Annotated in this window: 34 protein-coding genes; 13 read left to right on the top strand and 21 right to left on the bottom strand. The window is 42.7% G+C overall.

Annotated elements, in window-relative coordinates:
• The 3 genes from CP947_RS02300 to CP947_RS02310 all read right to left on the bottom strand — a co-directional run bounded on the left by CP947_RS02300 (position 1) and on the right by CP947_RS02310 (position 1,937).
• The gene (locus CP947_RS02300; RefSeq protein WP_096711646.1) at positions 1 to 633 is read right to left on the bottom strand and encodes an ABC transporter ATP-binding protein; all 633 of its coding nucleotides are present in this window, start codon (positions 631 to 633) and stop codon (positions 1 to 3) included.
• Positions 634 to 843: 210 nt separating this feature from the next.
• Positions 844 to 1,566 (bottom strand): DNA/RNA nuclease SfsA, encoded by a 723-nt coding sequence (gene sfsA / locus CP947_RS02305; RefSeq protein ID WP_096711905.1) that lies wholly within the window; start codon positions 1,564 to 1,566, stop codon positions 844 to 846.
• 26 nt (positions 1,567 to 1,592) lie between these two features.
• Entirely contained in the window at positions 1,593 to 1,937 is a 345-nt protein-coding gene (locus CP947_RS02310) for a DUF5518 domain-containing protein (RefSeq protein ID WP_096711647.1), read from the bottom strand.
• Positions 1,938 to 2,018: 81 nt separating this feature from the next.
• Here CP947_RS02310 and CP947_RS02315 point away from each other — a divergent pair, with 81 nt between their 5' ends.
• The 5 genes from CP947_RS02315 (at position 2,019) to CP947_RS02335 (ending at position 7,664) form a co-directional block, all read left to right on the top strand.
• Positions 2,019 to 2,831 carry a metallophosphoesterase gene (locus CP947_RS02315; protein WP_096711648.1) on the top strand — a complete coding sequence of 271 codons (813 nt, stop codon included), beginning with the start codon at positions 2,019 to 2,021 and terminating at the stop codon, positions 2,829 to 2,831.
• Positions 2,832 to 3,117: 286 nt separating this feature from the next.
• Positions 3,118 to 3,624 carry a DUF367 family protein gene (locus CP947_RS02320; RefSeq protein ID WP_096711649.1) on the top strand — a complete coding sequence of 169 codons (507 nt, stop codon included), beginning with the start codon at positions 3,118 to 3,120 and terminating at the stop codon, positions 3,622 to 3,624.
• 14 nt (positions 3,625 to 3,638) lie between these two features.
• The gene (locus CP947_RS02325) at positions 3,639 to 4,091 is read left to right on the top strand and encodes a TIGR00725 family protein (protein ID WP_096711650.1); all 453 of its coding nucleotides are present in this window, start codon (positions 3,639 to 3,641) and stop codon (positions 4,089 to 4,091) included.
• 104 nt (positions 4,092 to 4,195) lie between these two features.
• Entirely contained in the window at positions 4,196 to 6,409 is a 2,214-nt protein-coding gene (locus tag CP947_RS02330; RefSeq protein ID WP_096711651.1) for a DNA topoisomerase I, read from the top strand.
• 13 nt (positions 6,410 to 6,422) lie between these two features.
• Positions 6,423 to 7,664, top strand: coding sequence for an MBL fold metallo-hydrolase (locus tag CP947_RS02335; protein ID WP_096711906.1), 1,242 nt, complete (start codon positions 6,423 to 6,425; stop codon positions 7,662 to 7,664).
• Here CP947_RS02335 and mobA read toward each other — a convergent pair.
• Entirely contained in the window at positions 7,651 to 8,310 is a 660-nt protein-coding gene (mobA, locus tag CP947_RS02340; RefSeq protein WP_096711652.1) for a molybdenum cofactor guanylyltransferase, read from the bottom strand. The genes CP947_RS02335 and mobA overlap by 14 nt on opposite strands.
• Before the next feature lie 42 nt (positions 8,311 to 8,352).
• Here mobA and CP947_RS02345 point away from each other — a divergent pair, with 42 nt between their 5' ends.
• On the top strand, positions 8,353 to 8,904 hold the full coding sequence (locus CP947_RS02345; RefSeq protein WP_096711653.1) for a ferredoxin domain-containing protein: 552 nt from the start codon (positions 8,353 to 8,355) through the stop codon (positions 8,902 to 8,904).
• Between the two features lie 3 nt (positions 8,905 to 8,907).
• On the opposite strand, the gene CP947_RS02350 is transcribed toward CP947_RS02345, so the two are convergent.
• From CP947_RS02350 to CP947_RS02370, 5 genes are all read right to left on the bottom strand, one after another.
• Positions 8,908 to 10,890 (bottom strand): DUF460 domain-containing protein, encoded by a 1,983-nt coding sequence (locus CP947_RS02350; RefSeq protein WP_096711654.1) that lies wholly within the window; start codon positions 10,888 to 10,890, stop codon positions 8,908 to 8,910.
• 20 nt (positions 10,891 to 10,910) lie between these two features.
• A complete protein-coding gene (locus CP947_RS02355; protein WP_096711655.1) occupies positions 10,911 to 11,816 on the bottom strand; it encodes a serine/threonine-protein kinase RIO2 in 906 nt (301 codons plus the stop codon).
• Between the two features lie 23 nt (positions 11,817 to 11,839).
• Positions 11,840 to 12,232, bottom strand: a complete 393-nt coding sequence (locus CP947_RS02360; RefSeq protein ID WP_096711656.1) for a DUF2111 domain-containing protein — start codon at positions 12,230 to 12,232, stop codon at positions 11,840 to 11,842.
• A 70-nt stretch (positions 12,233 to 12,302) separates the two neighbouring features.
• Positions 12,303 to 13,205 carry a thioredoxin-disulfide reductase gene (gene trxB, locus CP947_RS02365; protein ID WP_096711657.1) on the bottom strand — a complete coding sequence of 301 codons (903 nt, stop codon included), beginning with the start codon at positions 13,203 to 13,205 and terminating at the stop codon, positions 12,303 to 12,305.
• A gap of 21 nt (positions 13,206 to 13,226) precedes the next feature.
• A complete protein-coding gene (locus CP947_RS02370) occupies positions 13,227 to 13,469 on the bottom strand; it encodes a thioredoxin family protein (protein ID WP_096711658.1) in 243 nt (80 codons plus the stop codon).
• A gap of 244 nt (positions 13,470 to 13,713) precedes the next feature.
• On the opposite strand from CP947_RS02370, the gene CP947_RS02375 reads away from it, so the two are divergent.
• From CP947_RS02375 to trpA, 3 genes are read left to right on the top strand one after another with little or no spacing between them, the layout of a single operon-like run.
• Positions 13,714 to 14,514, top strand: a complete 801-nt coding sequence (locus tag CP947_RS02375) for an indole-3-glycerol-phosphate synthase (protein WP_096711659.1) — start codon at positions 13,714 to 13,716, stop codon at positions 14,512 to 14,514.
• Complete coding sequence (gene trpB, locus CP947_RS02380) at positions 14,511 to 15,683, top strand: tryptophan synthase subunit beta (protein ID WP_096711660.1); 1,173 nt, start codon at positions 14,511 to 14,513, stop codon at positions 15,681 to 15,683. Before CP947_RS02375 ends, trpB begins: the two co-directional genes overlap by 4 nt.
• A gap of 2 nt (positions 15,684 to 15,685) precedes the next feature.
• Positions 15,686 to 16,459, top strand: coding sequence for a tryptophan synthase subunit alpha (gene trpA, locus CP947_RS02385; protein WP_096711661.1), 774 nt, complete (start codon positions 15,686 to 15,688; stop codon positions 16,457 to 16,459).
• A 4-nt stretch (positions 16,460 to 16,463) separates the two neighbouring features.
• Here the strand turns inward: trpA and ftsY are convergent, their stop codons facing one another.
• The 10 genes from ftsY to CP947_RS02435 form a co-directional block, all read right to left on the bottom strand.
• Positions 16,464 to 17,522 (bottom strand): signal recognition particle-docking protein FtsY, encoded by a 1,059-nt coding sequence (gene ftsY / locus CP947_RS02390; RefSeq protein ID WP_096711662.1) that lies wholly within the window; start codon positions 17,520 to 17,522, stop codon positions 16,464 to 16,466.
• An 18-nt stretch (positions 17,523 to 17,540) separates the two neighbouring features.
• Positions 17,541 to 17,966 (bottom strand): prefoldin subunit alpha, encoded by a 426-nt coding sequence (pfdA, locus tag CP947_RS02395; protein ID WP_096711663.1) that lies wholly within the window; start codon positions 17,964 to 17,966, stop codon positions 17,541 to 17,543.
• A gap of 4 nt (positions 17,967 to 17,970) precedes the next feature.
• Positions 17,971 to 18,147 carry a 50S ribosomal protein L18Ae gene (gene rpl18a / locus CP947_RS02400; protein ID WP_013037654.1) on the bottom strand — a complete coding sequence of 59 codons (177 nt, stop codon included), beginning with the start codon at positions 18,145 to 18,147 and terminating at the stop codon, positions 17,971 to 17,973.
• Positions 18,148 to 18,172: 25 nt separating this feature from the next.
• Positions 18,173 to 18,823 (bottom strand): translation initiation factor IF-6, encoded by a 651-nt coding sequence (locus CP947_RS02405; protein WP_096711664.1) that lies wholly within the window; start codon positions 18,821 to 18,823, stop codon positions 18,173 to 18,175.
• A 37-nt stretch (positions 18,824 to 18,860) separates the two neighbouring features.
• A complete protein-coding gene (locus CP947_RS02410; RefSeq protein WP_096711907.1) occupies positions 18,861 to 19,127 on the bottom strand; it encodes a 50S ribosomal protein L31e in 267 nt (88 codons plus the stop codon).
• 10 nt (positions 19,128 to 19,137) lie between these two features.
• On the bottom strand, positions 19,138 to 19,293 hold the full coding sequence (locus CP947_RS02415) for a 50S ribosomal protein L39e (RefSeq protein WP_048902271.1): 156 nt from the start codon (positions 19,291 to 19,293) through the stop codon (positions 19,138 to 19,140).
• Positions 19,294 to 19,357: 64 nt separating this feature from the next.
• A complete protein-coding gene (locus CP947_RS02420) occupies positions 19,358 to 19,969 on the bottom strand; it encodes a DUF7411 family protein (protein WP_096711665.1) in 612 nt (203 codons plus the stop codon).
• Positions 19,970 to 19,975: 6 nt separating this feature from the next.
• Entirely contained in the window at positions 19,976 to 20,326 is a 351-nt protein-coding gene (locus tag CP947_RS02425; protein WP_096711666.1) for a DNA-binding protein, read from the bottom strand.
• Between the two features lie 58 nt (positions 20,327 to 20,384).
• Complete coding sequence (locus tag CP947_RS02430; protein ID WP_096711667.1) at positions 20,385 to 20,834, bottom strand: 30S ribosomal protein S19e; 450 nt, start codon at positions 20,832 to 20,834, stop codon at positions 20,385 to 20,387.
• Positions 20,835 to 20,981: 147 nt separating this feature from the next.
• Positions 20,982 to 22,253 carry an adenylosuccinate synthase gene (locus CP947_RS02435; protein ID WP_096711908.1) on the bottom strand — a complete coding sequence of 424 codons (1,272 nt, stop codon included), beginning with the start codon at positions 22,251 to 22,253 and terminating at the stop codon, positions 20,982 to 20,984.
• Positions 22,254 to 22,390: 137 nt separating this feature from the next.
• Between CP947_RS02435 and CP947_RS02440 the strand changes: the two genes are divergently transcribed.
• The 4 genes from CP947_RS02440 (at position 22,391) to dapB (ending at position 24,663) form a co-directional block, all read left to right on the top strand.
• Complete coding sequence (locus CP947_RS02440) at positions 22,391 to 22,684, top strand: hypothetical protein (protein ID WP_096711668.1); 294 nt, start codon at positions 22,391 to 22,393, stop codon at positions 22,682 to 22,684.
• Positions 22,685 to 22,785: 101 nt separating this feature from the next.
• Positions 22,786 to 22,980, top strand: a complete 195-nt coding sequence (locus CP947_RS02445) for a 30S ribosomal protein S17e (protein ID WP_013037663.1) — start codon at positions 22,786 to 22,788, stop codon at positions 22,978 to 22,980.
• Positions 22,981 to 22,999: 19 nt separating this feature from the next.
• Positions 23,000 to 23,875, top strand: a complete 876-nt coding sequence (gene dapA, locus CP947_RS02450; RefSeq protein WP_096711909.1) for a 4-hydroxy-tetrahydrodipicolinate synthase — start codon at positions 23,000 to 23,002, stop codon at positions 23,873 to 23,875.
• Positions 23,872 to 24,663: a 4-hydroxy-tetrahydrodipicolinate reductase gene (gene dapB / locus CP947_RS02455; protein WP_096711669.1), complete on the top strand. Its 792-nt coding sequence runs from the start codon at positions 23,872 to 23,874 to the stop codon at positions 24,661 to 24,663. The genes dapA and dapB overlap by 4 nt, the downstream gene beginning before the upstream one ends.
• Position 24,664: 1 nt before the next feature.
• Here the strand turns inward: dapB and pyrI are convergent, their stop codons facing one another.
• Together pyrI and pyrB are read right to left on the bottom strand one after the other, a co-directional pair.
• Positions 24,665 to 25,138 carry an aspartate carbamoyltransferase regulatory subunit gene (gene pyrI / locus CP947_RS02460; protein WP_096711670.1) on the bottom strand — a complete coding sequence of 158 codons (474 nt, stop codon included), beginning with the start codon at positions 25,136 to 25,138 and terminating at the stop codon, positions 24,665 to 24,667.
• The gene (gene pyrB / locus CP947_RS02465; protein WP_096711671.1) at positions 25,135 to 26,061 is read right to left on the bottom strand and encodes an aspartate carbamoyltransferase; all 927 of its coding nucleotides are present in this window, start codon (positions 26,059 to 26,061) and stop codon (positions 25,135 to 25,137) included. The genes pyrI and pyrB overlap by 4 nt, the downstream gene beginning before the upstream one ends.
• Positions 26,062 to 26,334 lie beyond the last annotated feature (273 nt).

Genomic DNA, 26,334 nt, shown 5'->3' on the forward strand with positions numbered 1-26,334 from the left:
TCATTTGTTCGGAATATCCACAACACGCAAACCTTCTCTTTCCCACTGGGGATCGTGTGAAATGACAACTACTGTTAATGAAGGGTCATTGACAAAATAGTCAACTACCTTTGATTTTAATGAAGAATCGAGGGAAGAAGTGGGTTCATCAAGCAAAAATACATTTCTTTCCAGAAGTAGAGACAAAATGAGTATAATACGTTGTTTTTCCCCTCCAGAGAGAGATTTGAATTCTTTTTTGAGAATGGAATCATCAAGTTCAAACCATTCAAGCAATCTTTGGATTTTTTCAAAATCCGGAGTAAACCCAACGGCATTATAGGAGAATATAGTGTCAAAGAACTCATTTACACTATCTCTTCCAACATCAACATCCTGGGGAACATAGGCTATTTTTGTACGCACAACAGAAACAGAATTACCATTAACCGGCAAATCCTTAAAATAAACATCCCCCTTTGAAGGGCGCATCAATCCCAGCAAACACAAAAAAAGGGTGGATTTACCGGTCCCGGATTTCCCCCGGATTAGAACTTTTTCACCTTCTTTAATTATAAGGTTGAAATTCTCCAGAACCTTCTGATGCGAATGAATAATGCTAAGGTCCCTGTATTCAATAATATTTTTACCCATATACACCAACAGATTCCCATATAGCAGAAAGTAGAAAAGTAAACACCATATTTATGGTTTGTTATACATAAAATATATACTCATTATTGGCATATACATAATCAACCTCAAATAAGTAATTGGTTCTGTATATGCTTATTCTTGAGTGTGTTGAAAAGAACATACAACTTGCACATTACCAATTTTTATCCAATATGGCATGTAGCCAATTCAAATTTCATGTGAAGGAAGTATCTTATTAAAATAAATATTTCCTTGCCGGAAGGTAAACAGAAGCGGATAAAAATCCACTCCTGCCTCCCTAGCCTTTTGATATGACCAATAGAAACCCGGGTCCATTAGCCGATTAGGGGAAAAATATTTTACATCAGCCCTGAAAACCAGAAATAGAACCGCTGCATTGTCCCCGTTTTTCTTTGCCAGTATAAGTTCATCAAGGTGACGTTTGCCCCTTATTGTAGGAGCATCGGGAAAAAGGGCTACTTCATCCCTAACAAGGGTACACCCTTTAATCTCTACCCAGATACGTTTGTCCCCTTTGAAAACAAGAAAATCCAGTCTGCTGTCACCAAGTTTTTGCTCAGGCAAAATTGAATCCACCCGCCCCAGGGGACTAATGTCAGGACACGATAATACCCACTCAGCAATCTTGCGATGATATGCAGAATTTACAAGTATCCATTCAGCATCCTTTTTTGCAGCAATGAGGTCCCATTTTGTTTTACGATGGGGATTTGTCGCCTTTTTCAGTAGTAACCCGTTTCCCCTGTAAAGCAGATCAACCAGCCTTCCGGGGTCATGAACATGGACAGCCACATTTTGCTTACCAGATGACAGAATATCTACAATCGCAACAAATCGGTTGGGACGGCTAATGAAGACGGCTTCAGCATCCCATCCAATATGCATTACCCGTTTTTCTGATTCAGCCATATACATACCAATAATCTGACATCCTTTTAATCATGAGCCAGCAGTCCACCGAGAACTGCTCCAATAATACCAATTATGCCGGTATGCAACATAATCAGGACGAACATGCCTGCACCCAGTCCTGTAACAATTGCCATCAAACCCGGTATATTGTGAAAAAGGGAACCCACAAAGCCTGCCAGAATAAAACCGGGAATCACCATCAATATGAACATTAATGTGCCTACTAAGAAGCCATCCCATGCAGAACGCACCTCGGAATAGGCTCCTGCAAAGCCACCTATAAATGGAGAAAGCATGTTTACAAACGGAACTAAATAAAGTACAAATGTAACTATCAAGCCTATAACGGCACCTTTGATCAAACCCATTTTTCGCCTCCATCAATATAAGCCCATATCAACCATAATTAATTTAAATATTCCTATACAGAAGTCTCAAAGAGAGTGGATATGAACCAAAACGAACAATTTCAGGCCAATCTAGCAGATGCGAGAATCTTGTTCAGGGAAGAAGATGCAGTAATAAGAATAAAAGAACTTCCCACAATGATAATCGGGGATTTGCATGGAGACCTTGAAGCCCTGAACATGGTAATTTCAATTAAAGAAGAGTTAGAACCTGCAAATATAATATTCCTGGGAGATTATGTAGACCGGGGAAGAAATTCTGCAGAAGTCCTTTCAAGATTATTGAAATTAAAGATTGCCTCACCGAAAAATGTCTTCCTCCTGAGAGGGAATCATGAAACAAAGCAGATGAACGAGAAAAGGGGATTCTTTGATGAGCTGAAAGATAGTGAGCTGTTCAATTTTGCTAATATCGTGTTTGAAGAAATGCCTGTAGCAGCTGTAATAAATAAAAAAATATTCTGTGTCCACGGCGGTATCGAGGATATCAGAAAAACAACAACGATCACAAAACAAGATTCATTTAATTATCTCTGGAATGACCCCTCAGAGATACCGGGCCTGAACTTCTCCATAAGAGGAAGAAGCATACGGACCTTTGGCCCCGATATTGTGGAAGGATTCCTGCGCCTTAATGACCTCCAAATGATTATTCGTGCCCATAGTTCACTGGATACAGGATATAAATGGTGGTTTGGAAATAAATTGCTATCAATACATTCCACGCTGAATAAGCATGGGACACCCGTAAAGGGTGCTGTATGCCTTATAAAAAAGGATCAACTGGACATATACACATATGGAAAAACGGGAGATGGTGCAAGGATTATTGACAAAACCAGGCATGATCTTTGATTGTAAAATACCCTGGCATCCGAAAAAGTCCTAATTATATTAGACAGACATCCCAAATATGCAAAAAAGGAAATGGAATTATACAAAGTATTCGCCGTTAACATTTAAATAGTAGAACAACCCTCATTTTATAGTGGGACAGATTAGCAAGTCTGCCCGGCCCCCGCACAGTCCGGGAGCAAATATCATACAACCACCTTTGTTGATTCTGGCCGGCACGAAACCGGCCGGATCACAAGCTTTTTTGAACAAACAATATGTATTATTAATGAATAATATAGCCTGAATGAAAGACTTCAGACTCCATATTTATCATGCCCGGCAATGTGATCCTAAAAAATGCACAGGTAAAAGACTCAAAAAATTTGATCTGGTCCGACTGCATGAAAAAATACATTCACTCCCAAAGGGATCCATCTTACTGGACCCACTGGCAGAAAAAGCCCTTTCGCCTGCAGACAGTGAGATTTCAAACATTATTGTCCTTGATTGTTCCTGGAATACCGTGGAAGAAATTTTTCCTAAACTGTTGCGCCGCAAGTTACAGCATCGTGCATTGCCCTATCTGCTAGCTTCAAATCCGGTGAATTTTGGCAAACCTTTTAAATTGAATTCTGTAGAAGCTTTTGCCGCAGCTTTGTATATTCTGGGAAATAAAGAGCAGGCAGAAAAAATCCTGTCAAAGTTTAGATGGGGACATACTTTTCTGGAACTTAACAGACAACCTCTGGAAGATTATAGTAAAGCGAACAATAGTGAGGACATTATACAAATCCAAAATGAATACATCTGAGTAGGAGGTAAAATATGGAGATACAAATTGGAGTTATCGGGGCCGGGTCCTGCGACAGTGAAATCGACAGCCTTGCAGAAGAGGTGGGAAGAGAGATTGCAAAAAGGGGAGCATACCTTCTTTGTGGTGGCATGGAAGGTGTTATGGAAGCTGCCTGCAGGGGATGTAAAAAAGAAGGTGGCAAAACTGTTGGAATACTTCCCGGGTCTTCTGCAAAACAAGCAAACCCTTATGTTGACATCGCCATAGTAACGGACATGGGACACGCAAGAAATGCAATCATTGCGGCTTCATGCGATGCGGCTATAGCAGTTGGTGGGGAATATGGTACATTATCAGAGATTGCATTGTCTATTAAAAACGGCAAACCAGCCATCAGACTTTGTTCAAAGTGGGATATTGAAGGAACAATCCCTGCCCATTCGGCAAAAGAAGCGGTAGATATGGTATTCAAAAAAATAAATTGAGACTACATTATTGATATTTGCTGAAAGATACATTTATATGCAATGACTCTTTTGACAGAAATATTTATAGAAAATAGAAAAAACAACTTATAACGTGATCCTCAATGCATCTGATAATAGCCGAAAAACAAATTGCAGCAAGACGAATTGCATCTATTCTCAGTCCAAAAAAGCCGCAGAAAAAAAGGATTAGCGGTATTGACTCCTATGAGTTTGGGAACGATGAGAAAACCATAGTTATCGGGCTTAGCGGACATATAGTCCAGCTCGATTTCCCTCCCGCATACAATAACTGGCAGAAGGTTGAAGCAAAAGAACTCGTAGACGCCGAACTTATTATTACACCTACCCACGCAAAAATTGTGAGCGCCCTGAAAAAACTCGGTAAAAAGGCAACAAAGGTTACTATTGCCACTGACTACGACAGGGAAGGTGAACTTATTGGTGTTGAAGCTCTCAATATCGTAAAAGGAGTAAACGAAAACATCGAGTATGAAAGGGCAGTATACAGTGCAATCACACCTGCAGCTATCAAGGAAGCATTCGAAAACACTACAAAAATCGATTTCAATCTCGCAGATGCAGGACATTCCAGACAGGTAATTGATCTGGTATGGGGTGCCAGTCTCACACGTTTTATTTCCCTGGCCTCCAGAAGACTTGGAAAGCAATTCCTATCGGTCGGACGTGTACAATCACCAACCCTTGCCCTTATTGTGGACAGGGAAAAAGAGAGAGAGGTTTTTGTACCTGCGCCTTACTGGGAAATATATGTAGACCTGGTTAAAAACGGAGAAAATTTCAAGATCAGGCATAAGAAAACCCGCTTCTGGGAAAAGGAAGAAGCAGACAGGGTATTTGGAGTTATTGGTGATGAAGCACTGGTTTCCTCCCTGGAAACTTCCACTAAAGAAGACAAGACACCCATGCCGTTCAATACAACCGAATTCATAAGGGCTGCCAACTCGATTGGATTTACCCCGGCCAATGCCATGAGAATAGCAGAATCCCTCTATACCAACGGTTATATTTCATACCCCAGAACCGACAATACTGTCTATCCCTCAACAATTGACCTGAGAGAACAGATAGAAATGTTCTCTAAAGGCCATTTCAGTGAATATGCAAAAAAACTGTTGGCAAAAAAAGAGCTCAAACCCACAAAGGGAAAGAAAGAAACTACAGACCATCCGCCAATCTTTCCTGCATCAGTTGCGAAGAAATCCCAGCTTAAGGAAGATGAATGGAAAGTGTATGAACTTGTAGTCAGGCGGTTCTTTGCCACTTTTGCCGAAAATGCAGAATGGGAAACCATGAAGGTCAGTTTTGACATCAATGAAGAGGAATTCAGGGCAAATGGTTCCCGGCTTGTAAAGCCAGGATGGAGATGGTATTACCCCTACAATGCTCCGGAAGATCGATTGTTCCCTGCTTTGGAAGAAGGGGAGATACTTCCTGTTAATGATAAAGAAATGCTTGATAAGGAAACGAACCCCCCGGGCAGATATGGTCAGGGAAGACTCATCAAAATGATGGAAGACATGGCGCTGGGAACAAAAGCCACACGTCATGAAATTATAAGCAAACTTTACTCAAGAGCATACGTGCATGGCAATCCCCTCCAGCCTACCCAGACTGCATATGCGGTGGTAGAAGGGCTGGAAAATTATGCCCCCACAATTACCAGACCAGACATGACCAGTACTCTCGAAGAAGACATGGACCGCATTGCAGAGGGTAATATATCTGAAGAAAAGGTACTGCAGCAATCCAGGGACATGCTGAAAGATGTCTTTAAGGAACTGGAAGAGAACCGTGAGAAAATATCCGAATCCCTCAGGGAAGGCCTGAGAAAAGATAAGATCATAGGCAAATGCCCGGATTGTGGTTGTGACCTGATCGTACGCCGCTCACGCCGGGGGTCAAGATTTATCGGATGCGAAGGATACCCTGACTGCACATTTTCCCTGCCCCTTCCAAAAAGCGGACATATACTTGTTACCGACAAGACATGTGACAAACACAGCCTGTACCACATAAAAGTAAAGGGGCAGAAGAAAAGAGCATGGGATCTGGGGTGTCCTTATTGTAACTACCTTGAATGGAAAGAAGAACAAAAGAAAGAAAAAGCTGCAACTCCGCGACCGGAAAAGATCAGTGATATTCCGGGTATCGGGAAAGTTACCGAAGAAAAACTAAATTCTGCAGGCATTTCAACTGTCGATGAACTTGAAAATTCAGATGCAAACGAAATTTCAAAAACTACAAATATACCTCTGGGTAAAATAATCCGATGGCAGGAAGCAGTTGCATATTAAGAGGGAGAAAACTATGCGTATTGATTTTAAAGGGGGTTGCAGGGAGGTAGGGCGATCTGCAATTCTGGTGAATGAAGAGATTCTGATAGATTACGGCATCAAGCCGGGAGACCGACCCGACTATCCAGTTGATGGTATTTTTCCGAAAAGCATTTTTGTTTCCCACGGCCATCTTGACCATTGCGGAGCGGTTCCCAACCTCATGGACCTGAGTCCAGAGGTGTACATGACACATATGACCTCCAGGTTTACTGAAATCCTGGGCAGGGACACACTCAAAATATCAGAAAGAAGAGGATTACCAGAACCGTATGATGAAGAAGATTTGCAGAAACTTTCCCAGATTACAAGAAGAAAGCACTTTGGAGAAGAGGTCAGGACAAACGACTATCTTGCCAGGATATATAGTGCAGGGCACATACCGGGTGCATCATCGATATACCTCGAGGACAATAAAGGGGAAAGCCTGCTTTATACCGGTGATATAAGTACCAGTGATTCCAGGCTTGTATCAAAAGCTGACACATTGCCTGATGTAGATGTATTGATTACAGAAAGCACATACTTTGGAGAAGACCACCCACCCCGAAAGGAAACCGAGAAAGCATTTATTGAGTCTGTTATTGATACAATTGATATCGGTGGTACGGTCATTATCCCTGCTTTTGCCATTGGACGGACACAGGAAATTATGATGTTACTCCATTCAGAAAAGATTCCCTGTTTTGTGGATGGCATGGGAGTGGCAATGACAGATGAGATGCTGAATCATCCAGAATACCTAAAATATCCAAAAAAACTGGAAAAGGCATTTGGTTTTGCTACTACTGTAAAAGGAAACAAGAGAAATAGAATTCCTCTGGAAGGTTCGGTCATAGTAACAACTGCGGGAATGCTTAATGGAGGCCCTGTACTCTATTATCTGGATAAGAAAGCTGACGATCCGAAAACAAAAGTAATGCTTACAGGATATCAGGTCGAAGGAACAAACGGCAGACTTGCTCTTGACAGTGGTTTTCTCGAAATAAATGACCGAATACAACATCTGAGGTGCAAACTGGAGCAATACGATTTTTCGGCCCATTGCGGGGATAAAGAGTTGAAAGAACTTGTAAGGGACTTTTGCGACAGGGGAACTGAAACCGTGTACACAATGCACGGGGATGATGCGGAGGGGTTCGCACAATGGATAATGGATGAAATCGGTGTTGAGGCCTATGCTCCTGCAACCGGTGAAACCCTTATGACCCGATGAAATCATTCCTGACTGACCTGAGGTCATCCAGAGTATTAATATTTTGGAGGCATGCAAGGAGTGGATCCATTTTTTCTATTTCCGCTATGTCCACTTCAACCATGTCATTCATTTCAAATACGGGTGACAGAATGAAATACCTGTTATCCCGTATCGACTTTTCAATGAGGGGAATCAGCAGGCAAACCCTGTAAACTGCACAGAGAGGCTCATAACTGTCATTTTTTCTTTTTATGAGAGCGCAATTATGGCCTTTTGCTTTTGAGAAGAGCAACTCAACTATTTTCGGGTCAGGAAAAGGCATATCACAGGCTGTGACAAAAATATATTCATAGGAGGCAGCTTTCAATCCTGCCAATATGCCCGCAAGGGGACCTACCCCTTCATACTCGTCAAAAGCCGTTGGTAATTCTCCCGTAACTGGAGCAAGTAAATCATATTGGTGTTTATCCCGCAGGGATATTATTATTTCATCCACAAGCGGCTCAAGTGTGCTGATTATCCGACTGATTACAGGCATCCCTTCTATCTCTATCAGGGCCTTTTCTTTATAACCAAAACGTTTTCCTTTTCCTCCTGCAAGTATCAGGGCCGAACGTGGCATAGTGCCAACAATCCCGACATTAAATATTACACTTTCGCACAATATCCGAAACAATTAAAGACCAGTATTATCAATCCGTTATGCATGGAACAAAATCCTGAAAAAAAAGAAGTAGCAGAAATGGCGAGGATCGTATTAGCAGCAGCCAGAACTGCTCCAAAGGGTAAAGGAATTGATGATATAGTAACTGCCCTGGCCGATAGAAAAGATATGGAAGATATCGCAACCGAGATGGAAAATATCGCTGATGAAAAGAGTGATGGATTCCAGTTCCTGAAAAGGGATGCAGCAAATGTCAGGCAGGCGGATGCCTTTATAGCTATAGGAGTCAAGCATGCCGAGCCGCTTAAATTGAACTGTGCTGCCTGCGGCTTTGCAACATGTACAGAAATGAAAGCTCAAAAAATAATAGAAGGAGATTATGCGGGTCCTAACTGTGCTTTCAAGAACATAGATCTCGGAATTGCTATTGGATCTGCTGTGGCTAAAGCAAAAGACCTGTGCATAGATAACCGCATAATGTACTCAGCAGGAAACGCCGCACGTTCACTGGGTTTGGTTGAAGCGGATGTCGTTATGGGAATTCCATTAAGCGTTTCAGGAAAAAGCCCTTTCTTTGACAGGAAATGGCCCTGAATATCAGGTTATACCACGACGGCGCTCACTTCTATATTCATCCACAAGGGATTTTAATTTCTCTTGCTCTTTTTCTTTTTTCCAGTGATCAGCTTTGCCAAACCAGTTTTCAATTGCAATTTTCAAAGTTTTAGGAGATACAACTGCAAAATCACCCTCCTTTTGTATTTCCAGACCTTCAATTACAGGAATGCTTTTCTCGAAAAATACCTCTTTTGCCGCATAAGATATTTCTGCAGGTACGATCAGTGCTTTTGGTGAATAATCTGCAAGCAGGCCAGCAGTTGAAGCGCTTCCTCCACTGGGGTCCTGGAAATAAACGACATCACCTTTTTTTAAGCCATATACATCTGCTACATTCAGGATGGCTTCACGGCTAAAAGAGGAAATGACCTTTACAGGAATGCCTTCCCCCCTGCTTTCCATCTTTTTTATACGTTTAAGGCGATTTACCTGAGCCCTGGAATTATGAAGCCTCTTATTCAGACGTTTGATATCCCTTTTAAGGTTCGCAATTTTCTTATTACGAATTGAAATCTCTTTTTCCTTCTGCAGTTTAATGCGTTCAGTTTCACGCATTTGCCGAATTTTTGATTCCAGGTTGGAGATTGTACTATCCCTTGACCTGCGTTGACCAACGAGCTCTTTCACATATTCCTGTAATTCAGCGATCTCCAAATCCCTGCGTTTAAGTTTTTCTGTCATTTTACGGTAGGTTTCATCATCAATATCATCAGAAGAAGAGCCAGAAGTTTCTGCTACACTTTTTTGGGCCTTAGTTGCTTGCTTGTGTTCTTTCAAAGAATTAATGGCCTCTTCTATGGATGAACCTTTGATGACTTCGACTTTTATTTTATCGATATCCATGTAAGGAGGATACTTGCTTTCAATCTTCAGGAAAAGCTGTCTGTATTTTTTATAAGCTGATATGGCAGCGGAAAGGGAATCCCTTTCATGGTCATTGGAATAGCCATGGGGTTTAGCCAGTTCAATCTTTTCATCCGATGGAATGGGACCACCGGGGGAATAACTGACAGCACTGAAACTACGCCTGATTTTTTCCACTGCTGCAGGCATCGGGTATACATCGGTCGCCACTATTGCAGGTTTGCCGTATTCAGAAATAAGTTTCACCACTTCATCATGGGAAATACCCCGATAACTGGCGCAATGTAGAACATCACCTTCAAGAGAAAGTATGGAGAGGCCAACAGTCGTGCCCGGATCAACACCCACAATAGTAGGCCTGCGTTCTTTGCTTTTCAAAGGTATATACTGTATCTTATCCCTCACAAAACTCCTGACATTTACCTGCACATCCGAACCGGATGAGGGATGGATGGGTACATCGCACTTGCGTGCATTAACGGTAAATTCACACCTGACATATCCTCCAAAGCCCTTGACGACTTTGCTTGTGTAATTGAAGTTGCGCTCCTTTGCCGCTCCTTTAAGTATCGATTCAATCTCACGGCTTTTGACTTTCACAGCTCCGTGAACCTTACGACAATAACGATTCTGACTCCAACCTCCCCTGCCAAGAGAACGTGCCCTGCTTACCTTTATTTTTGTTTTATCCTCAAAAAGGGATACTTCCACCCCTACTCCCATTTCAGCCAGTCTTGCACAGGCTTCTGCTTCATCCCCGGGATCACGGGGATTTATTGAAATATCATACTTGTGGGCAAGAAAGGGCAGGGAAACCTGCTTCAATCCACCTGTGACCTGTACGAGTTTCACACCAGAAGGGAGTTTTTCCAGGAAATGAATCAATTCCTTCTTATCTTTTGCCAGTTCATAGATATTATCTACAGCTATTATCATTGGATGATCATCTTTTATCATCCTGAAAATACGATGTATTTTCAACATCGAATGCCTGTAAACCGAACCGTCTTTCAGAATAGCAACTGCATAACGTGGAACCTGACCGGAACGCGGCGACCCCCCGGCAACGTCTATACCATAAATGGCATTTGATGTCATTATCTGTATTTTTGTTTGTATTAATCTTTAATATTATCGGTACTGGATACTATCTGTCCATATAATGCGTCGACATCTCTTTTCAGATTATATTTTTTCTTGAAATGAGCAGCTATGTTCGAAATATCACGCATTAGGAGCTCCTCTGCATGAGGATGAGACGGAGTTACATACTGAGGCCAATCGATAATCTGCACACCTTTGGGATTGACAAAAATATTGTACTCACTCAGATCGGCATGAATTACATTATGGCAATAGATATTTTCGACCTGCTCCATTATCATATCAAAAAAGATTTCGGGATCTTCCAGTCTGACCTTGAACAAAAGTTCTCCTTTGGCAGGTTCCATTACTATAGCATGCCTGTTACGGTCAATAGGTTTGGGAATGCTTATATCAGGATACAGACGGGACATTATTTCATATTCACGACCCGCCGCAAGCCGGGCGGCATATATCCAGGAGAAATGTTCTTTATTAACAAGGTGTCCACGGACCCTTTTGACATCCCTGAAACTGGTGCGCCCTTCCCTGTGGAATTTGACTATCACCGTTTCCGGATCACCTATGGGCAATTCAGGTTCTTTCATACCTTCATGAACAACCGATTCCTTGCCCACACCGATTTCATCCCCAAGGGCACAGATACTACCCCGTTTTACCAGTGCATTGATAGCCAGAGCATCATAACCATTGAAATACAGCCTGTAGCCTTCATAAGGTCTTGTTGTTGCCACAACAAGCTCTTTTTCGATCAATTCACCTAACAGATAAGCCAGATTCTGATGGTCTATACGTGTATATTTCACAAGTTCATCAAAAGGCACCCATTCATGGTCTTGCATGCCTACTTCAATACCTGTTAGAATACGAAAGTCCCTGGAGGTTATACCAGGAAATAACCTGAGTACATCGGCAATCATTGTATCACAGAATAAAAGGATAATTAAGAGTGCCTCTTTTTGGCCTCTTCCACTTCATCTATTATATCGGGATATTCCCGGAAAACAGAAAGTATATCCAGAGCTGCCACAAGGTCCACAACCCCTATTGAACCAACTAATTCTCCGTCAGGGGTCATTATCGGAGTCACTGCAACCGCCTTCCCTTTATACACACCTTCTTTGGGAACTGTGCGGATGGTGGCCTTGTCCTCCAGGACTTTTTCAAGTACAGGACCTGTATAATCCCAATCTACAACTTCCCCCCTTTCCATTCGGATACCCTTACAGTTTACACTGCGCATGGTAGTCGGTATGCCCAGAAGAGAGTGAACCGCAGATGCAATTGGCTCCAGGTCCTCTGCAGTAGAGTCTTTACATATTTTCAAGCATATCATAATTCCACCTTACATACTAATAGGCTTCAAAAAATATAATACTTATCGAAAAACAAAGAAAAACATCTCTTTAGATGCCTTCGATGTACTTGAAAGCAGAATAAGCCGCAATGGCTCCGTCCGAGGCTGCAGTAATTACTTGGTAAAGGGGAGATTGCCTGCAATCACCGGCGGCAAATATGCCTCTGGCAGATGTTGCCATCGATTCATCAGTGATTATGAAACCTTTATCGTTCTTTTTAACATTAACAAGATCGGTGTTGGGATTCAGGCCTATATGGATAAAAGCACCGTTTACAGGAAGTTTTTTTGTTTCTTCAGTAATTACATTATGTACCTGCAGGGATTCAACAATATCTTTTCCTTCTATTGCATCCACAACACTATCCCATACAAGTTCAATATTTGGACGGTCAAATGCCCTGTCCTGCAGGATTTGTGATGCTCTCAATTTATCGCGATGATGAACTACGTACACCTTTGAAGCAATATCTGAAAGGAATATAGCATCTTCAATAGCCGATTCCCCGCCACCGATCACCGCTACTTCTTTGCCGGAGAAAAAGGGACCGTCACAGGTGGCACAGTAAGAAACACCTCTGCCCAGGAATTCCTTTTCACCCGGTACATCCAGTTCCCTGGGAGAAGAACCTGTTGCGACAATGAGTGATTTACTTTTTATTTCTTCCTCACTGGAAGAAACAATAAAATGTCCACCTTCTTCAGTCACGGAGTTGAGTTCCATGACTTTAAAAGTGACCCCGGCCTGTTCTGCATGGTCAAGGAATTTTCCCATCAGTTCCATTCCACCGATCGAGGGAAAACCTGTATAGTTTTCGATCGTTTTTGCAGTGCTTATCAAACCACTCATGCTGTCCTTATCAACAAGCAAAGTATCCAGTCCATATCTGACTGCATAGATTGCAGCCGTAACTCCTGCGGGTCCGGCACCCAGAATTATTAAATCATACATCAATATCCCGACATTTAAAGATTACTTGATACTTTCAAGAGCTTCATCTTTGGAAGGAATACCTATAAAGGCCACCTCTCCATCGATCACAGTCGTTGGCACAGCCATCACAGAATATTCCTGAGCTATCTTTTGCCCCTCATCAGATTCTACATCGATCTCTTCATATTCAAAATCATGTTCCTCTTTGAGGTCTCTCCAGATCTTTTCAGCCTTTGGACAATTGTGACACCAGCTTGCATATAAAAGAATTACTTTTGTCATATAATCCCTCTTAATTTATTCACTGATTAAGGTTGGTTTCAGAATATATCAATTTAATTGAGGTTTAATGAATTTTCAGATATCAAGGAAGAGTTATAGCAGCTGATTATCTCCATTAATAGAACGGAATTTTATTTCAAAGCAAAGAAGACACTGGCAATGATAGATCGTATGCCCTGACAATAAATTTAAATGTGATGACATTAATGTACATACAAATACATCAAAGTACATAGGTGTCCAGATGCATCCGAAGATCGAACAAATAATCCAAAAATCAAAAGAAAGGGCAGACGCACTTTCTGAAAGTAACACATACACCAGACATAATGATATAAGGGATATTTTCGAATCAATCGGGCTTGCCCGTAGCAGAGGACACATACCCATAATTGCCGAAGTAAAACCTGCTTCACCAACAGGAAAATTTGCTGATGTAAACCCGGAAATGGCCTCACAAATTGCCTGTGACATGGAAAATGCGGGAGCTGTAGCCTTATCTGTCCTTACGGAACCCTGTTACTTTGAGGGAAGTATAGAAAACCTTGAAAGTGCAAGGAAACATACTTCCATACCTGTTTTGCGCAAAGATTTTATTGTGGACAAAAACCAGATGCATGAAGCAAGCAGTGATGTTATATTGCTGATTGCAGGGATATTGGGTAAAAGGCTACCGGAATTCATAGAAATCGCCCGGAGAAGGAACATCGAGCCTCTTGTAGAAGTACACAATAAAAAAGAGCTTGATTATGCACTTGAATGTGACACAATCCTCATAGGGATAAATAACCGCAGTTTTGAAACCCTTGAAATCGATCTGGAAACAGCTGAAAAACTCATTCCCCTCGTGAAAGAACATGACCGTAAATACAACCAGCAACACCTGATAATAGGGGAAAGTGGAGTCAAGAGCACAGATGATGCGGCAAGGATGATCAAGGCAGGGGCTGACGCTTTGCTTGTTGGAACCTACCTTATGGAAGGCAATCTTAAAGAAAAAATGAAACAACTTATTGAAGCAAATAAGAATCAGGAGATAGTATGAACCATTATTATGGAGACTACGGTGGACAATACGTACCGGAAATATTGATGCCGCCACTTCAAGAACTTGAAGAAGCGTATGAGCAATACAAGGCAGACCCGGAGTTTACCTCCCAGCTTAATGACTACCTTGAAAATTATGCCGGAAGAAGTACGCCCCTATATTATGCAAAGAACATGAGTGCTAAATACGGCATAAAAATCTACCTCAAGCGGGAAGACCTCGTACATGGAGGAGCACATAAACTCAACAATACCCTGGGACAGGCCCTTCTTGCAAAATTCATGGGCAAAAAAAGGTTAATCGCAGAGACAGGAGCCGGCCAGCACGGCACCGCAACTGCCATGGTGGGAGCAAAACTGGGATTTGAAACCATGGTATACATGGGATCAAAAGATGTAAAGAGACAGCTTCCAAATGTCTACCGTATGAAACTGATGGGTACTGAGGTAGTATCAGTTGATACCGGTTCAAAGACAATGAAAGATGCAATAAATGAAGCATTAAGGGACTGGGTAACAAATGTCGGGGATACACACTACCTCATTGGATCGGTAGTCGGCCCACACCCGTTCCCGAAGATTGTGAGGGATTTCCAGAGTGTTATCGGCAGGGAAGTAAAGGAGCAAGTCATGAAAGTGGAGGGAAGATACCCGGATTCTATCGTGGCCTGTGCAGGCGGCGGAAGTAATGCAATGGGTATTTTCTACCCCTTCCTGGATGATGAAGTGAATCTTTTTGCAGTAGAAGCAGGCGGTGAAAAACTCAGGGAAGACGATAAAATCGCCTATCATTCAGCATCCCTGGCAACAGGGAAGGAAGGTATACTGCATGGTGCCAGAACTAAGGTCCTGCAGAACAGGGATGGACAGATACTGGAATCCACATCAGTAGCAGCCGGCCTGGATTATGCAGGCGTGGGACCCGAACTTGCCCGGCTCTCAGAAACCGGCCGGGTGAAACCCTGTTACATAACTGACATGGAAGCCCTTGAGGCATTCCATGAGCTTAGCAGGCTGGAAGGAATAATCCCTGCACTGGAATCTGCACATGCCATTGCATATGTAAGGAAAATGGCAGATCATGGCATACTGGGTGATACAGTAGTTATAAATCTCTCCGGAAGGGGCGATAAAGATCTCCAGACTATTATGGATATGGAGGAGTGAATATGCGCATCAGTCAAAAATTTGAAGAACTTAAGGACAAAAATGAAAAAGCACTGATCGCCTATGTCTGTGCAGGGGACCCCGATCCGGATACCACACCTTCTATTGTAAATGCGCTTGTTGAAGCCGGCGCGGATATAATAGAACTGGGTCTGCCTTTCTCCGATCCTGTAGCAGACGGGCCAACCATACAGGCCGCAACCTGCCGTGCAATTGAGGCCGGCATGAACACAGAGAGCTATTTTGAGATGATAAAAGGCCTGGAAGTAAATGTTCCTCTCATTTGTATGACCTATTACAACCTCATATATCGCCAGGGTAGTGAAAATTTCGTGAAGAAGTGCGCTGATGCGGGAATTTCAGGATTGATTATACCCGATCTGCCATTGCATGAAGCAGATGAACTGATCGAGATATGCAAAGAGGAAGGAATTGATAATATATTTCTTGTCGCACCAAATACAAGCGATCAGAGACTGGATGCAATTAGCAGCAAAAGTTCGGGTTTTATATATATAGTATCCAAACTAGGGGTTACCGGAGAAGGAAAAAACATCTCGTCCAATGTAGCAGGCCTTCTGGATAAAATCAATTCAGACCTTCCAAAAGCCGTAGGTTTTGGAATATCAAACAGAAAACATGTAGAAGAAATGGTCGCTGCAGGAGCTGATGCGGTAATCGTGGGTTCTGCCTTTGTAAATATAATAGCCAGCAAAGATAATGTAATATCCCGCTTAAAGGAAATAACAAAGGATTTGAAAGAAGGGTGCCGATAAGATTTTAACTGAAAATTTGGTCAACAAACCAGTGAGGATCGAATTTTATCAGGTCCTCATAATCCTGTCCCATACCGAGGAATACAATGGGTTTACCGGTTACGTATGCAATGGAAATTGCAGCTCCGCCTTTTGAATCGGCATCTGTTTTAGTAAGGATGGAGCCATCAACTGGCACTGCCTCATTGAACTGTTCAGCCCTTTCGACAGCATCATTACCTGCAACCGCCTCGTCTACAAAAAGCACAAGATCCGGAGCACTTACACGGCATATCTTCTGGAGCTGTGCCATCAGATTTACATTGGTATGCATCCTGCCTGCAGTATCAGACAAAACTACATCACTATCATGAGCTTTTGCATACTGTACAGCATCATAAACAACAGCTGCAGGATCGCCTCCTTCCTGATGTTTAATCAGTTTTACACCGATGCGCTCAGCATGTACCGCAATCTGGTCAATAGCCCCTGCACGGAATGTATCCCCTGCTGCAATTACGACAGACTTATTCATGGCTTTAAGGCGATGAGCAATCTTGGCAATAGAAGTCGTCTTCCCTGTTCCATTAATACCAACAAAAACAATATTTACAGGTTTCTCATGATTATCGATGAATTCATCAAAATCGAATACATTAGCAGACATGACATCATTGATTGACTTTTTCAATGCATCTTCTACGATCTTGCTTGTGTTGCCACCTATCTTCTTACGGCTGCCTACAAGTTCTTGTTTTACATCAGTAACAATCTTTTCAGAAACCGAAATTGCAATATCACTTTCCAGAAGAGACATCTCCAATTCCCAGAGGATATCTTCGACGTCCGCTTCGTCAAGAATAAACTCCCTTTCAAAAACCAAAGCTTTGGCTTTATGTGCAAACCCTGTTTTATTTTCATCCTTAGTCCCAGTTACAGCCTCTTTTTCCTCAAATCTACCACCTTCTGCTGCAGCTTCAGGCTCAGTAGCGGATGATTCTTCCACCGGAGTGGCTTTATCTTCAATTTTGGAACTGAAATTTTGCTTAAATCCTGAAAGTTTGTTCTTAAGCTTATTAAACAAGGTTATGCTCCATAAAAATTATTGCTGTGGCTGTTGTTGCTGTTGTTTTGCCATAGACTCGATGGACTGGATGCGCTGATTGATCTGTTCAAGGTTCTGATTCATCTGTTCCAGTACCTTCTGCAAATCTTCTTTGCGCTTATTAAGAGTGATTTTGGCTCCATCAACATCCTTTTCGACACTAATCCCGGCACCGACCTCAACAACAACTTTGTTGTCATTGGCTATATGTGCATTTATAAACGAACCCGCACCTATAGGAACAAGAGTATCGGGATTTTTGGAAAATGATTGGAGATCCTCAAGAGTCGTTATTGCCCGCCCACAGTCATCAATGGACATCTGCAACATATTTGTCTGCTGCTGTATGGTCTGGGCACGTTTCTGGAGCTCCCTGTGCTGAAGGGCCAGGTTCTGGATATTCTGCTGACCTTCTTCTGCCATATAATCATGCCTCTTCGACACTGTCTATCTTTATCAAGTAGCGCTTGATACCGTTCTTGCTTCCAAAAAGGGAATAAACTTTCTCAACTGCGTTCTTTTCATTCTGGCTTTCCACATTTTTTGTGAATTTTTCCCAGATATGACCCGCTTTGAATGTGCCTTTTACAACAAAGTCGCTCATAAAATCACCCGCATAATATGTTAAATCAATCAAACATCAATGCATCTTCAATTCTTCCAAGTTCATGACCTGTGGTTTCCGAACCTGCAACATATCCAGAAGAATTAGCAAGCACACCGGAACCTACTACCTGGGATCCGTAATTTACAGTACCTATTTCCACATTAAGTCCAAAAAGATTCTCAAGAATGGAAACTTCTTCCTGTTTTATCATTGGATGGGCAAGCAATCCATGATTGGTAACCACACCCGCCATTCCCACAGTTTTGATACCGGCAATCGTGCCTCTTCTGACATCAACTGAAAGAGTCTTTTCGATTATCTCAATTGCTTTGTCAGAGATATCCGGATGGACAAGAGCTGCTGAATCATTGGCAAGCACTATGTTTCCTATTGCCGATAGATTATCTGGAACCTCGGCTACTGGAAGGTCTATTTTTTTAGGAAGGGGACCTGAGCCTTTCGGCACAAGGAATCCTGAGGAATTCCCTTTTGAGAGGGAACCCACGACTACACTCCCATTTACAAGAGTGGAAACTACTTCCACCTCAAGTATATCTTCCAGCATACCAGATGTCTTATCGTTCGTACCCGGAGGCACAAGGGCGAAATCCTCTGTACAGGTTGCAAATACCCCTATTACGGGATTTTCATATATGTTTAGGGTTCGGATCATAAATTATTTCGAACTTGGAATTGTATCGGCATTCAAATTATGCCAATTCTGCCTGAACCTCACCATCTTCGAACATTGCTGCCCGTATCCGGATTGAGGAAGGTGGCTTCTCGGCTCCGCGATTCCAGACCAATTCATTGATACTGCTATCAATTTTGACCTGTTCAGGAGACGCCCTCATGTGCCTGACCAGGTATTTCTTTACCAGGGTCATCGCACGAGTTGTACGTTTCCATTTAGGGGCCAGTTTTGCATCCCTGAGCGGAATGGTATAAACCTGTTCTTTTACGATATCATCTACCATTGCCATTACCTCATTTCACTTTAAGGCTGTTCCTTCTCCAGTGCCTTCTCTTGGGATGACTGACAACCTTTCTGTTTGACTTGATAATTGCCCATGTAGGAACCCTCTGGTTCTGGACGTGGGCCTTTGCCAATCTCATTTTCTGTCCTTTCGTGTTATGGCTCACTTGTCTCACCTGATCCACGTTGCTCTCAAATTTATATTTATAAATCAATTAATGATATAAAATTTTAATTGGTAGCCTTTTCCTTAATTTTCCTCAACACTCTCGATTGAACGTGTTCGGGAAATATGGAAAGGACCTTTTCATCATCATATTCCTGTCGAATCAAATACCTTAATTCAGTTTCATAATCCGCCTTGGAAATTCTGTCACTCAATCCTTCTTCAACTTCAAGATGTTCACAAACCATTAAATCAACCGCAGCACGGCCAAATCCTTGCAGAGGGGACGCACAATGCACCCCATACCGATCCTCAATGCTGCGTAGTCTGGATATATCCATCCTGGGCACCCGGTCATCACGTCTTATCCCATCAACGATCATATCAACACTACCACATGCCGCTATTTTTTCGAGGGCATGTGAATGAATATGATTTATCGCATTATTTGGGAAATTGTCTTCAACTGCCATCTCAAGGGCATCATCCAGAACTGAACGCTCAAGTTCTACAACCGAATGAGCAAAACCCAATTCATCAGCCACTTTACGTGCAATGTTTCCTACATCGACGAGGGAAAAAGTGCACGTTACAAGTTCAACGTCAAAATATGGTTCCAGTAAAATGGCGGATAGGGCACTATCCTTCCCGCCACTAAACATCACCCTTGCTTTCATATCCGATTACAGTCTTGTGATCTTGGGGTCATGTTTTTTGGGTTGCATCCGGGTAAGCAAGGCTTTCATTTTCTCATCGTCAATGGTAGATTGCAACCGGCCACTCTGAGCTAGTCCCACAATCTGGGATTCGACCTGTTCTGCCAGTTCTTTGCGAGACATTTTCAACCTTGTAAGGCGTTCTCTTGCATCGGGTGTCGTGACCTGGCGAAGGACAGCATGAATCTTTGCTTCCCTTTCTGCCTGTGCCTGTTCCTGCTGGTATGCAGCCTGTGGATTGTTGTCTTGCTGGGCGGCTTGCTGCCTCTGCATTTCTTCAAGCCTTTTCCTGCGGATTGCTTCGAGATCATCTGCCATGGTATAAAACCCCTTTTAAGGAAGACTGGCTTTATTAGCCAACCCGGATTAATTACATTTAATATTTTTGCATCTCGGGAATTTCAGAAACCAGTTCCTTCTTGATTTCATTAGCTGTATTGTCAAGCAAAGACTTTCCTGCTGGAGATGCAACCCTACCTGCCTTCTGTTTCTTTACAAAACCGGCATCTTCAAGCTGTTGGGCTATTGTACGGGCAACTGCACCGCTACCCTTTGCTTTCTTTGCAGGGGTTACACGCTTTGCTTTCTTTCCTCCGTATATGGAACGAAGCCTCTGTATACCTACCGGACCGTCAGTATATATCCTTCTGAGGACCGCAGCACAGCGAGTATACCACCAGTCATCTTCCACTGGAGGAAGTTCTCTGTGTGCACCGGTCTTCACATAGGCTGCCCATTCCGGAGGTTGGATCTTCTCATTTTCTTTAAGTTTCTCTGCTGTCTTTTTGATAATATCATTAGCAGGGACATCATATGCTGTAGTCATTCTATCCTCCTTCAAATAAAGATAGCATCAGGCATAACGTTTACGACTGACATTCACTTTGAAACGCGTCTGTATATGCACTGGAATAAGACTCTTAAATCTACCGGTTCATATATATGGTTTTTGGATCGAAAGCGTTGCAAACCTTCATTTCATGAAAGTTTGTTCCCTTCCCGGCCCCACAGAGATATATTTGACCGGGATTCCCATCAATTCTTCAAGGCGTTCGACATATTTCCGGGCTTTTTTGGGCAGGTCCTCATAACCAGATACAGAGGTTAAATCTGTATCCCAGCCTTCCATATCTTCATAAACAGGCACACATCTTGCAAGTTTTGAAGTATCTTCCGGCGGATAATCAATTACGTTTCCATCCAATTCATAGCCAACACCTATTTTTACAGGGTCAAGACCTGTCAGTACATCCAATTTTGTAAGAGCTAAGGAAGTATAACCATTAAGGTAGACTGACTTTTTGGCAAGAGGCATATCAAACCAGCCACACCGCCTTGATCTGCCTGTAGTGGTACCAAATTCATGGCCTACATCATGCAGGTGCTGGCCTGCGTCACCTTCCTGTTCAGTAGGAAGCGGACCTGCTCCCACACGTGTAATATAAGATTTAACGATGGCAAGTACTTCATTCACACGAGTCGGACCTACACCAAGATTGGCACATGCGGATCCCGCAATGGTACTTGAAGAAGTTACAAATTTTTGAGTGCCGTGAATTACATCCAGATGACTACCCTGTGCCCCTTCAGCAAGTACATTTTTACCTTCATCCAGCGCAGTATTAATCTCATAGGAAACATCGGCAAGATAAGGAGCTAGTTCCCTGCCCAGGGAAATATACCTGTCCACAAGAGAACTTTCAGTTACAATGGAAGGATCACCACCCATTGCCTTAATTTCCCCTTCCTTCTGGGAAGCAAGATTTGAAAGACGTTGCTGAAGGCGTTTTTCATCGATCAGGTCGGAAAAATTAACTTCATCCCTTGCAATCTTATCAATATAGGCAAATCCAATACCCCTTTTCGTGGTACCGATCTTTTCCGAGCGGGTAGCTTCCCTGAGACCATCGAGTTCTATGTGATAAGGCATGATTATGCTTGTCTTGCCATCAATACCCAGTTTTTCAGCAGATACTTTTACACCGGCCTCTTCCAGCATCCGTATCTCTTCTACCATAACTTCCGGATTCAGGACCGTACCCGGCCCAATGAGCACCCGGCTGTCAAGAAGAAAGCCAGAGGGGATTAGATGTAATTTATATATCTCATCCTTAACCTTGACAGTGTGACCTGCATTATCGCCGCCTTGAAACCTGGCAACAATGTCATAGTCACCTGCCATCAGGTCTACTACCTTGCCTTTACCCTCATCACCGAATTGGGCACCGGTAATAATCGTGAACATGGTTGACAGGATTGTATTATATCCATAATAATGTTTTGTCTGGGAAGCCATGTAATAGAAAATGTATAAATGCAGAACAAAAGCAAATCAATCCTTTTAAGAAGATTTATAATCAAAAAATACAATCTATGTACCACATGTATGTATATATTGCAATTGCAGCATATTTCGTGGTATTATTCCTGACATTGCGGGACATAAGAATCTATCGCCGCACTCGCTTCCAATCATACCGAAAAGGAGCTATGAAAGGAATTGTCGCATCCACTATCGTATTGATAGGAGCTGTTATCACACCCTTAAATCCAAATGCAGGGCTTTTGTTAGTGCTTGTTGGCATGTTCCTGAATAAGAAAGGTACAAGGGAAAAAGTGTTCAATGATGCAAATGCAACCGAAAGAATGCTGGGTAAAACCGACCTGCAGCAGTGAACTTATAACACACTACAATATCCAAAAGTTATAAATACCTAAAGCTGGTTCAAAAAAGAAGAATTAACTACTACCTATCCAATTATATGGAGTTATCAATTATGGGAAATATTAGACAGAACAATATTAAGAACATAACCTCACGCCTGCTTACCAACCACGGAAATGTATTCACATCTAATTTCGATGATAACAAGCTTCTTGTTGCGAAATACACCACAATCGAGAGTAAAGTAATAAGAAATCGTGTTGCAGGCTACGTGACAAGAAAGATCAATCACAAGAGACATGAGTGAAACCGGAGCTGGTTTTTTTATGTTTGAAGGAGTTCTACCGGCTCTTATAACCCCTTTCACAAAAGACAATACCATTGACATCAGTGGTCTTAAACGAAATATAAGATACGCTGAAGAGGGAGGTGTCAGTGGAGTTGTAGCTTGTGGAACTACAGGTGAATCCGCCACCCTTTCTACAGTTGAACACAAAAAAGTGATCAATACCGCGGTGGAATGTGCCAATGTGCCGGTGATTGCGGGTACCGGATCAAACAATACAGTTGAAGCCGTAGAACTTACAAAACATGCTGCTGATGCCGGAGCAGGGGGAGCACTCATTATATCCCCATACTACAACAAGCCCAATAATGCAGGACTGATCCGCCACTTCACCGCAGTCGCAGAAGCAGCAGACATTCCCATCATATTATACAATGTACCTTCCAGAACCGGACAGGACATCCCACTGGAAGTAATTGTCGAACTTGCCATGATTGACAACATAGTTGCGATCAAGGAAGCAAGCGGAAGTATCCCAAAAATCTCAGAAATAATTGAAAACACGACGGATGAAGATTTCAGCGTGATTTCTGGAGAGGATGACCTTACATTCCCTGTTGTTGCCCTGGGCGGAGTAGGAGTAATTTCCGTTGTTGCAAATGTAGTTCCAAAGACAGTGTCCGATATGGTAGAAGCTGCTCTTAAAGGCGATATGGCAGCTGCCAGGAAAAAGCATTATGAACTTGCACCCCTCACACGCGCCCTGTTTACTGAAACCAATCCTATACCTGTCAAGCGTGCAATGGAAATGATAGGTATGCCCGCAGGTCCGCTGAGAGCACCCCTGGCGCCTATCATGCCGGAGAATGAAAGGATACTTGAAGAGGCATTAAAAGGGATCGGGTGTCTCAAATGATACGGGCAGGAGTGATCGGAGCCTCCGGGAAAATGGGTGGCCTGATAATACAGAGCATCACCAGAAGCGAAGGTATTGAACTGTCCTCTGCATTTGACCTGAATAAAATCGGTGAAGATGCGGGAGATGTGGCCGGTGCAGGAAAGCTCGATGTATCAATTACCAGTGTAGAAGACCTTGGAAAAGTTCTCAAAGAAAGCAAAACCGACGTCCTAATTGATTTTACCATTGCAGGAGCAACTGCTTCCAATGCACCAATCGTCGCTGCAAGTGGTGTAAACCTTATTATCGGGACTACCGGTTTTAGTGAAGAACAAAGGGAAGCAATCGAAGAGAGTATCCTAAAAAACGGTGTATCAGCCGTTATTGCTCCAAATTATGCGGTTGGAGTCAATGTATTTTTCAAGATTATTGAGGAAGCGGCCAAATACCTTCCCGATTACGACATAGAGGTTATTGAAGCACACCATAACCGGAAACAGGACGCACCCAGTGGAACTGCAATGAGGGCTGCAGAGGTTATCGGTAAAGCTGTTGGGCGTGAAGAATACATATTTGGCCGCCAGGGCAACGCACCTCGTAAAAATGAGATTGGTATTCATGCAATCCGTGGAGGAGATATTGCCGGTGACCACACGATTCTTTTTGCCGGAGAAGGCGAAAGGATTGAAATTAAACACCAGGCGCATTCTCGCGATGCATTCGCCGCAGGTGCTGTAAAAGCCGCAATTTGGTTAAAAGATAAAAAATCCGGCATTTATTCCATGGAAGATATCCTGGGACTATAAATTAAAGGAGATGATCTGCAATATTTTCACAGATCACTCTTTCACAATAACCACAGCGTAATTCGATTTTGCCTTCCCGGGTATTCACATCAAATTTAGATTCTATGGGTTCATTGCTGTTGGAAATGCAATTTGGATTGATACATTTTACAACACCTTCTACATGCGAGGGGATACCCACCTGATTCTTTTCCTGCACATCATAATCCCGGATTATATTGATGGTGGCACCAGGAGAAATGAGAGATATTTTATCCACTTCACTGCTCACAAGTTCACGTCCTTCTATCTTGACCACATCTTTTTTTCCATATGAACTGGGCGCATTAATCAGGATACTGACAATTCCCCAGGAAGTGCCGGTTATACCCAGAATCTTGAGAACATTGAGAGCCTGACCGGCTGTAATATGGTCAATGACTGTGCCTGAACATATGGGTTGAACACGAATTTCTTTTTTTGCTACCTCACTCATTCAAACACCCCCATAACAAGACAAAGCAAAGCCATCCTTATTGGAACACCATAAAATGATTGGTCGAAGTATGAAGCATGGGGAGTCTCGTCCACTCGAGGGGTGATTTCATTGGTCCGGGGAAGAGGGTGCATAATCCGCAGGTTTTCCTTTGCATTTTTCAATACTTCCGGTGTAATCTGGAGGCGATTAGCGACTTTCTGATATTCTGCCGGATCAGGAAAACGTTCTTTCTGTATCCGCGTCATATAAAGTACCTCCACATACTGTATGGCATCTTCAATGGAATCAGCCTCTATTACTTTAATATTTTTCTTTTTAAGATCCTCTATAATCTCTGAAGGCATTGAAAGTTCCGGTGGGGACACCAGGGTTATCTCGGCACCATAAAAGGAAAGGGCATAGCAAAGCGAATGTACAGTTCTGCCATATTTGAGATCGCCTGCAAGAGCTATTTTTAAGCCTTCAAGATGGCTTTCGCGCTTGATAGTGTAGAGATCGAGAAAGGTCTGTGTAGGATGATGGCCAGCACCATCGCCTGCATTGAGTATAGGCACTGTCGAAAATTCCGAAGCCAGCCGAGCAGCACCTTCCATAGGATGGCGAAGGACAATGGCATTACTGTAACCGGCTACAACCCTTATGGTATCAGCAAGGGTTTCACCCTTTGCAACAGAACTTGCATCAACCGAACCGAGACTTAACACTTCTCCCCCAAGTCTCATCATGGCAGCCTCAAAAGACATCCTTGTACGGGTACTGGGCTCAAAGAACAGGACACCAAGCACCTTGCCTTTTAAGAGGTCTGAACCTGACTTTGACCTGGCAATTGGTTCCATTTCTTCGGCGACTTCCAGAACATGGTCAATCATATCACGTGTGAATTCCTTCATAGAAATGATATGCATATGCTCAAATGACATCAAAATACAGCTCCTTGCAGATTAAAGCTTTAGGGATTAGTTTCATAATAATCAACCGCAGGCGTTTTTTATTCCTATGCGATTATTTGCGGATAGCGTATAAACTTATTGCCAATTACTATGTTCTTTTATAATTGACTCTTTCCGATGACCTCATGATATAGTGCTCAAGGCAGCATCAAAGATTAATCTGGAAAACTTTATAGTGGTTCACTTCTATCCTTCAGCCTGGAGAAATCATAATCGATAATTACAAATAAGAATTAGCAGGGT

Source organism: Methanohalophilus euhalobius (assembly GCF_900215215.1).
GTDB lineage: Archaea > Halobacteriota > Methanosarcinia > Methanosarcinales > Methanosarcinaceae > Methanohalophilus > Methanohalophilus euhalobius.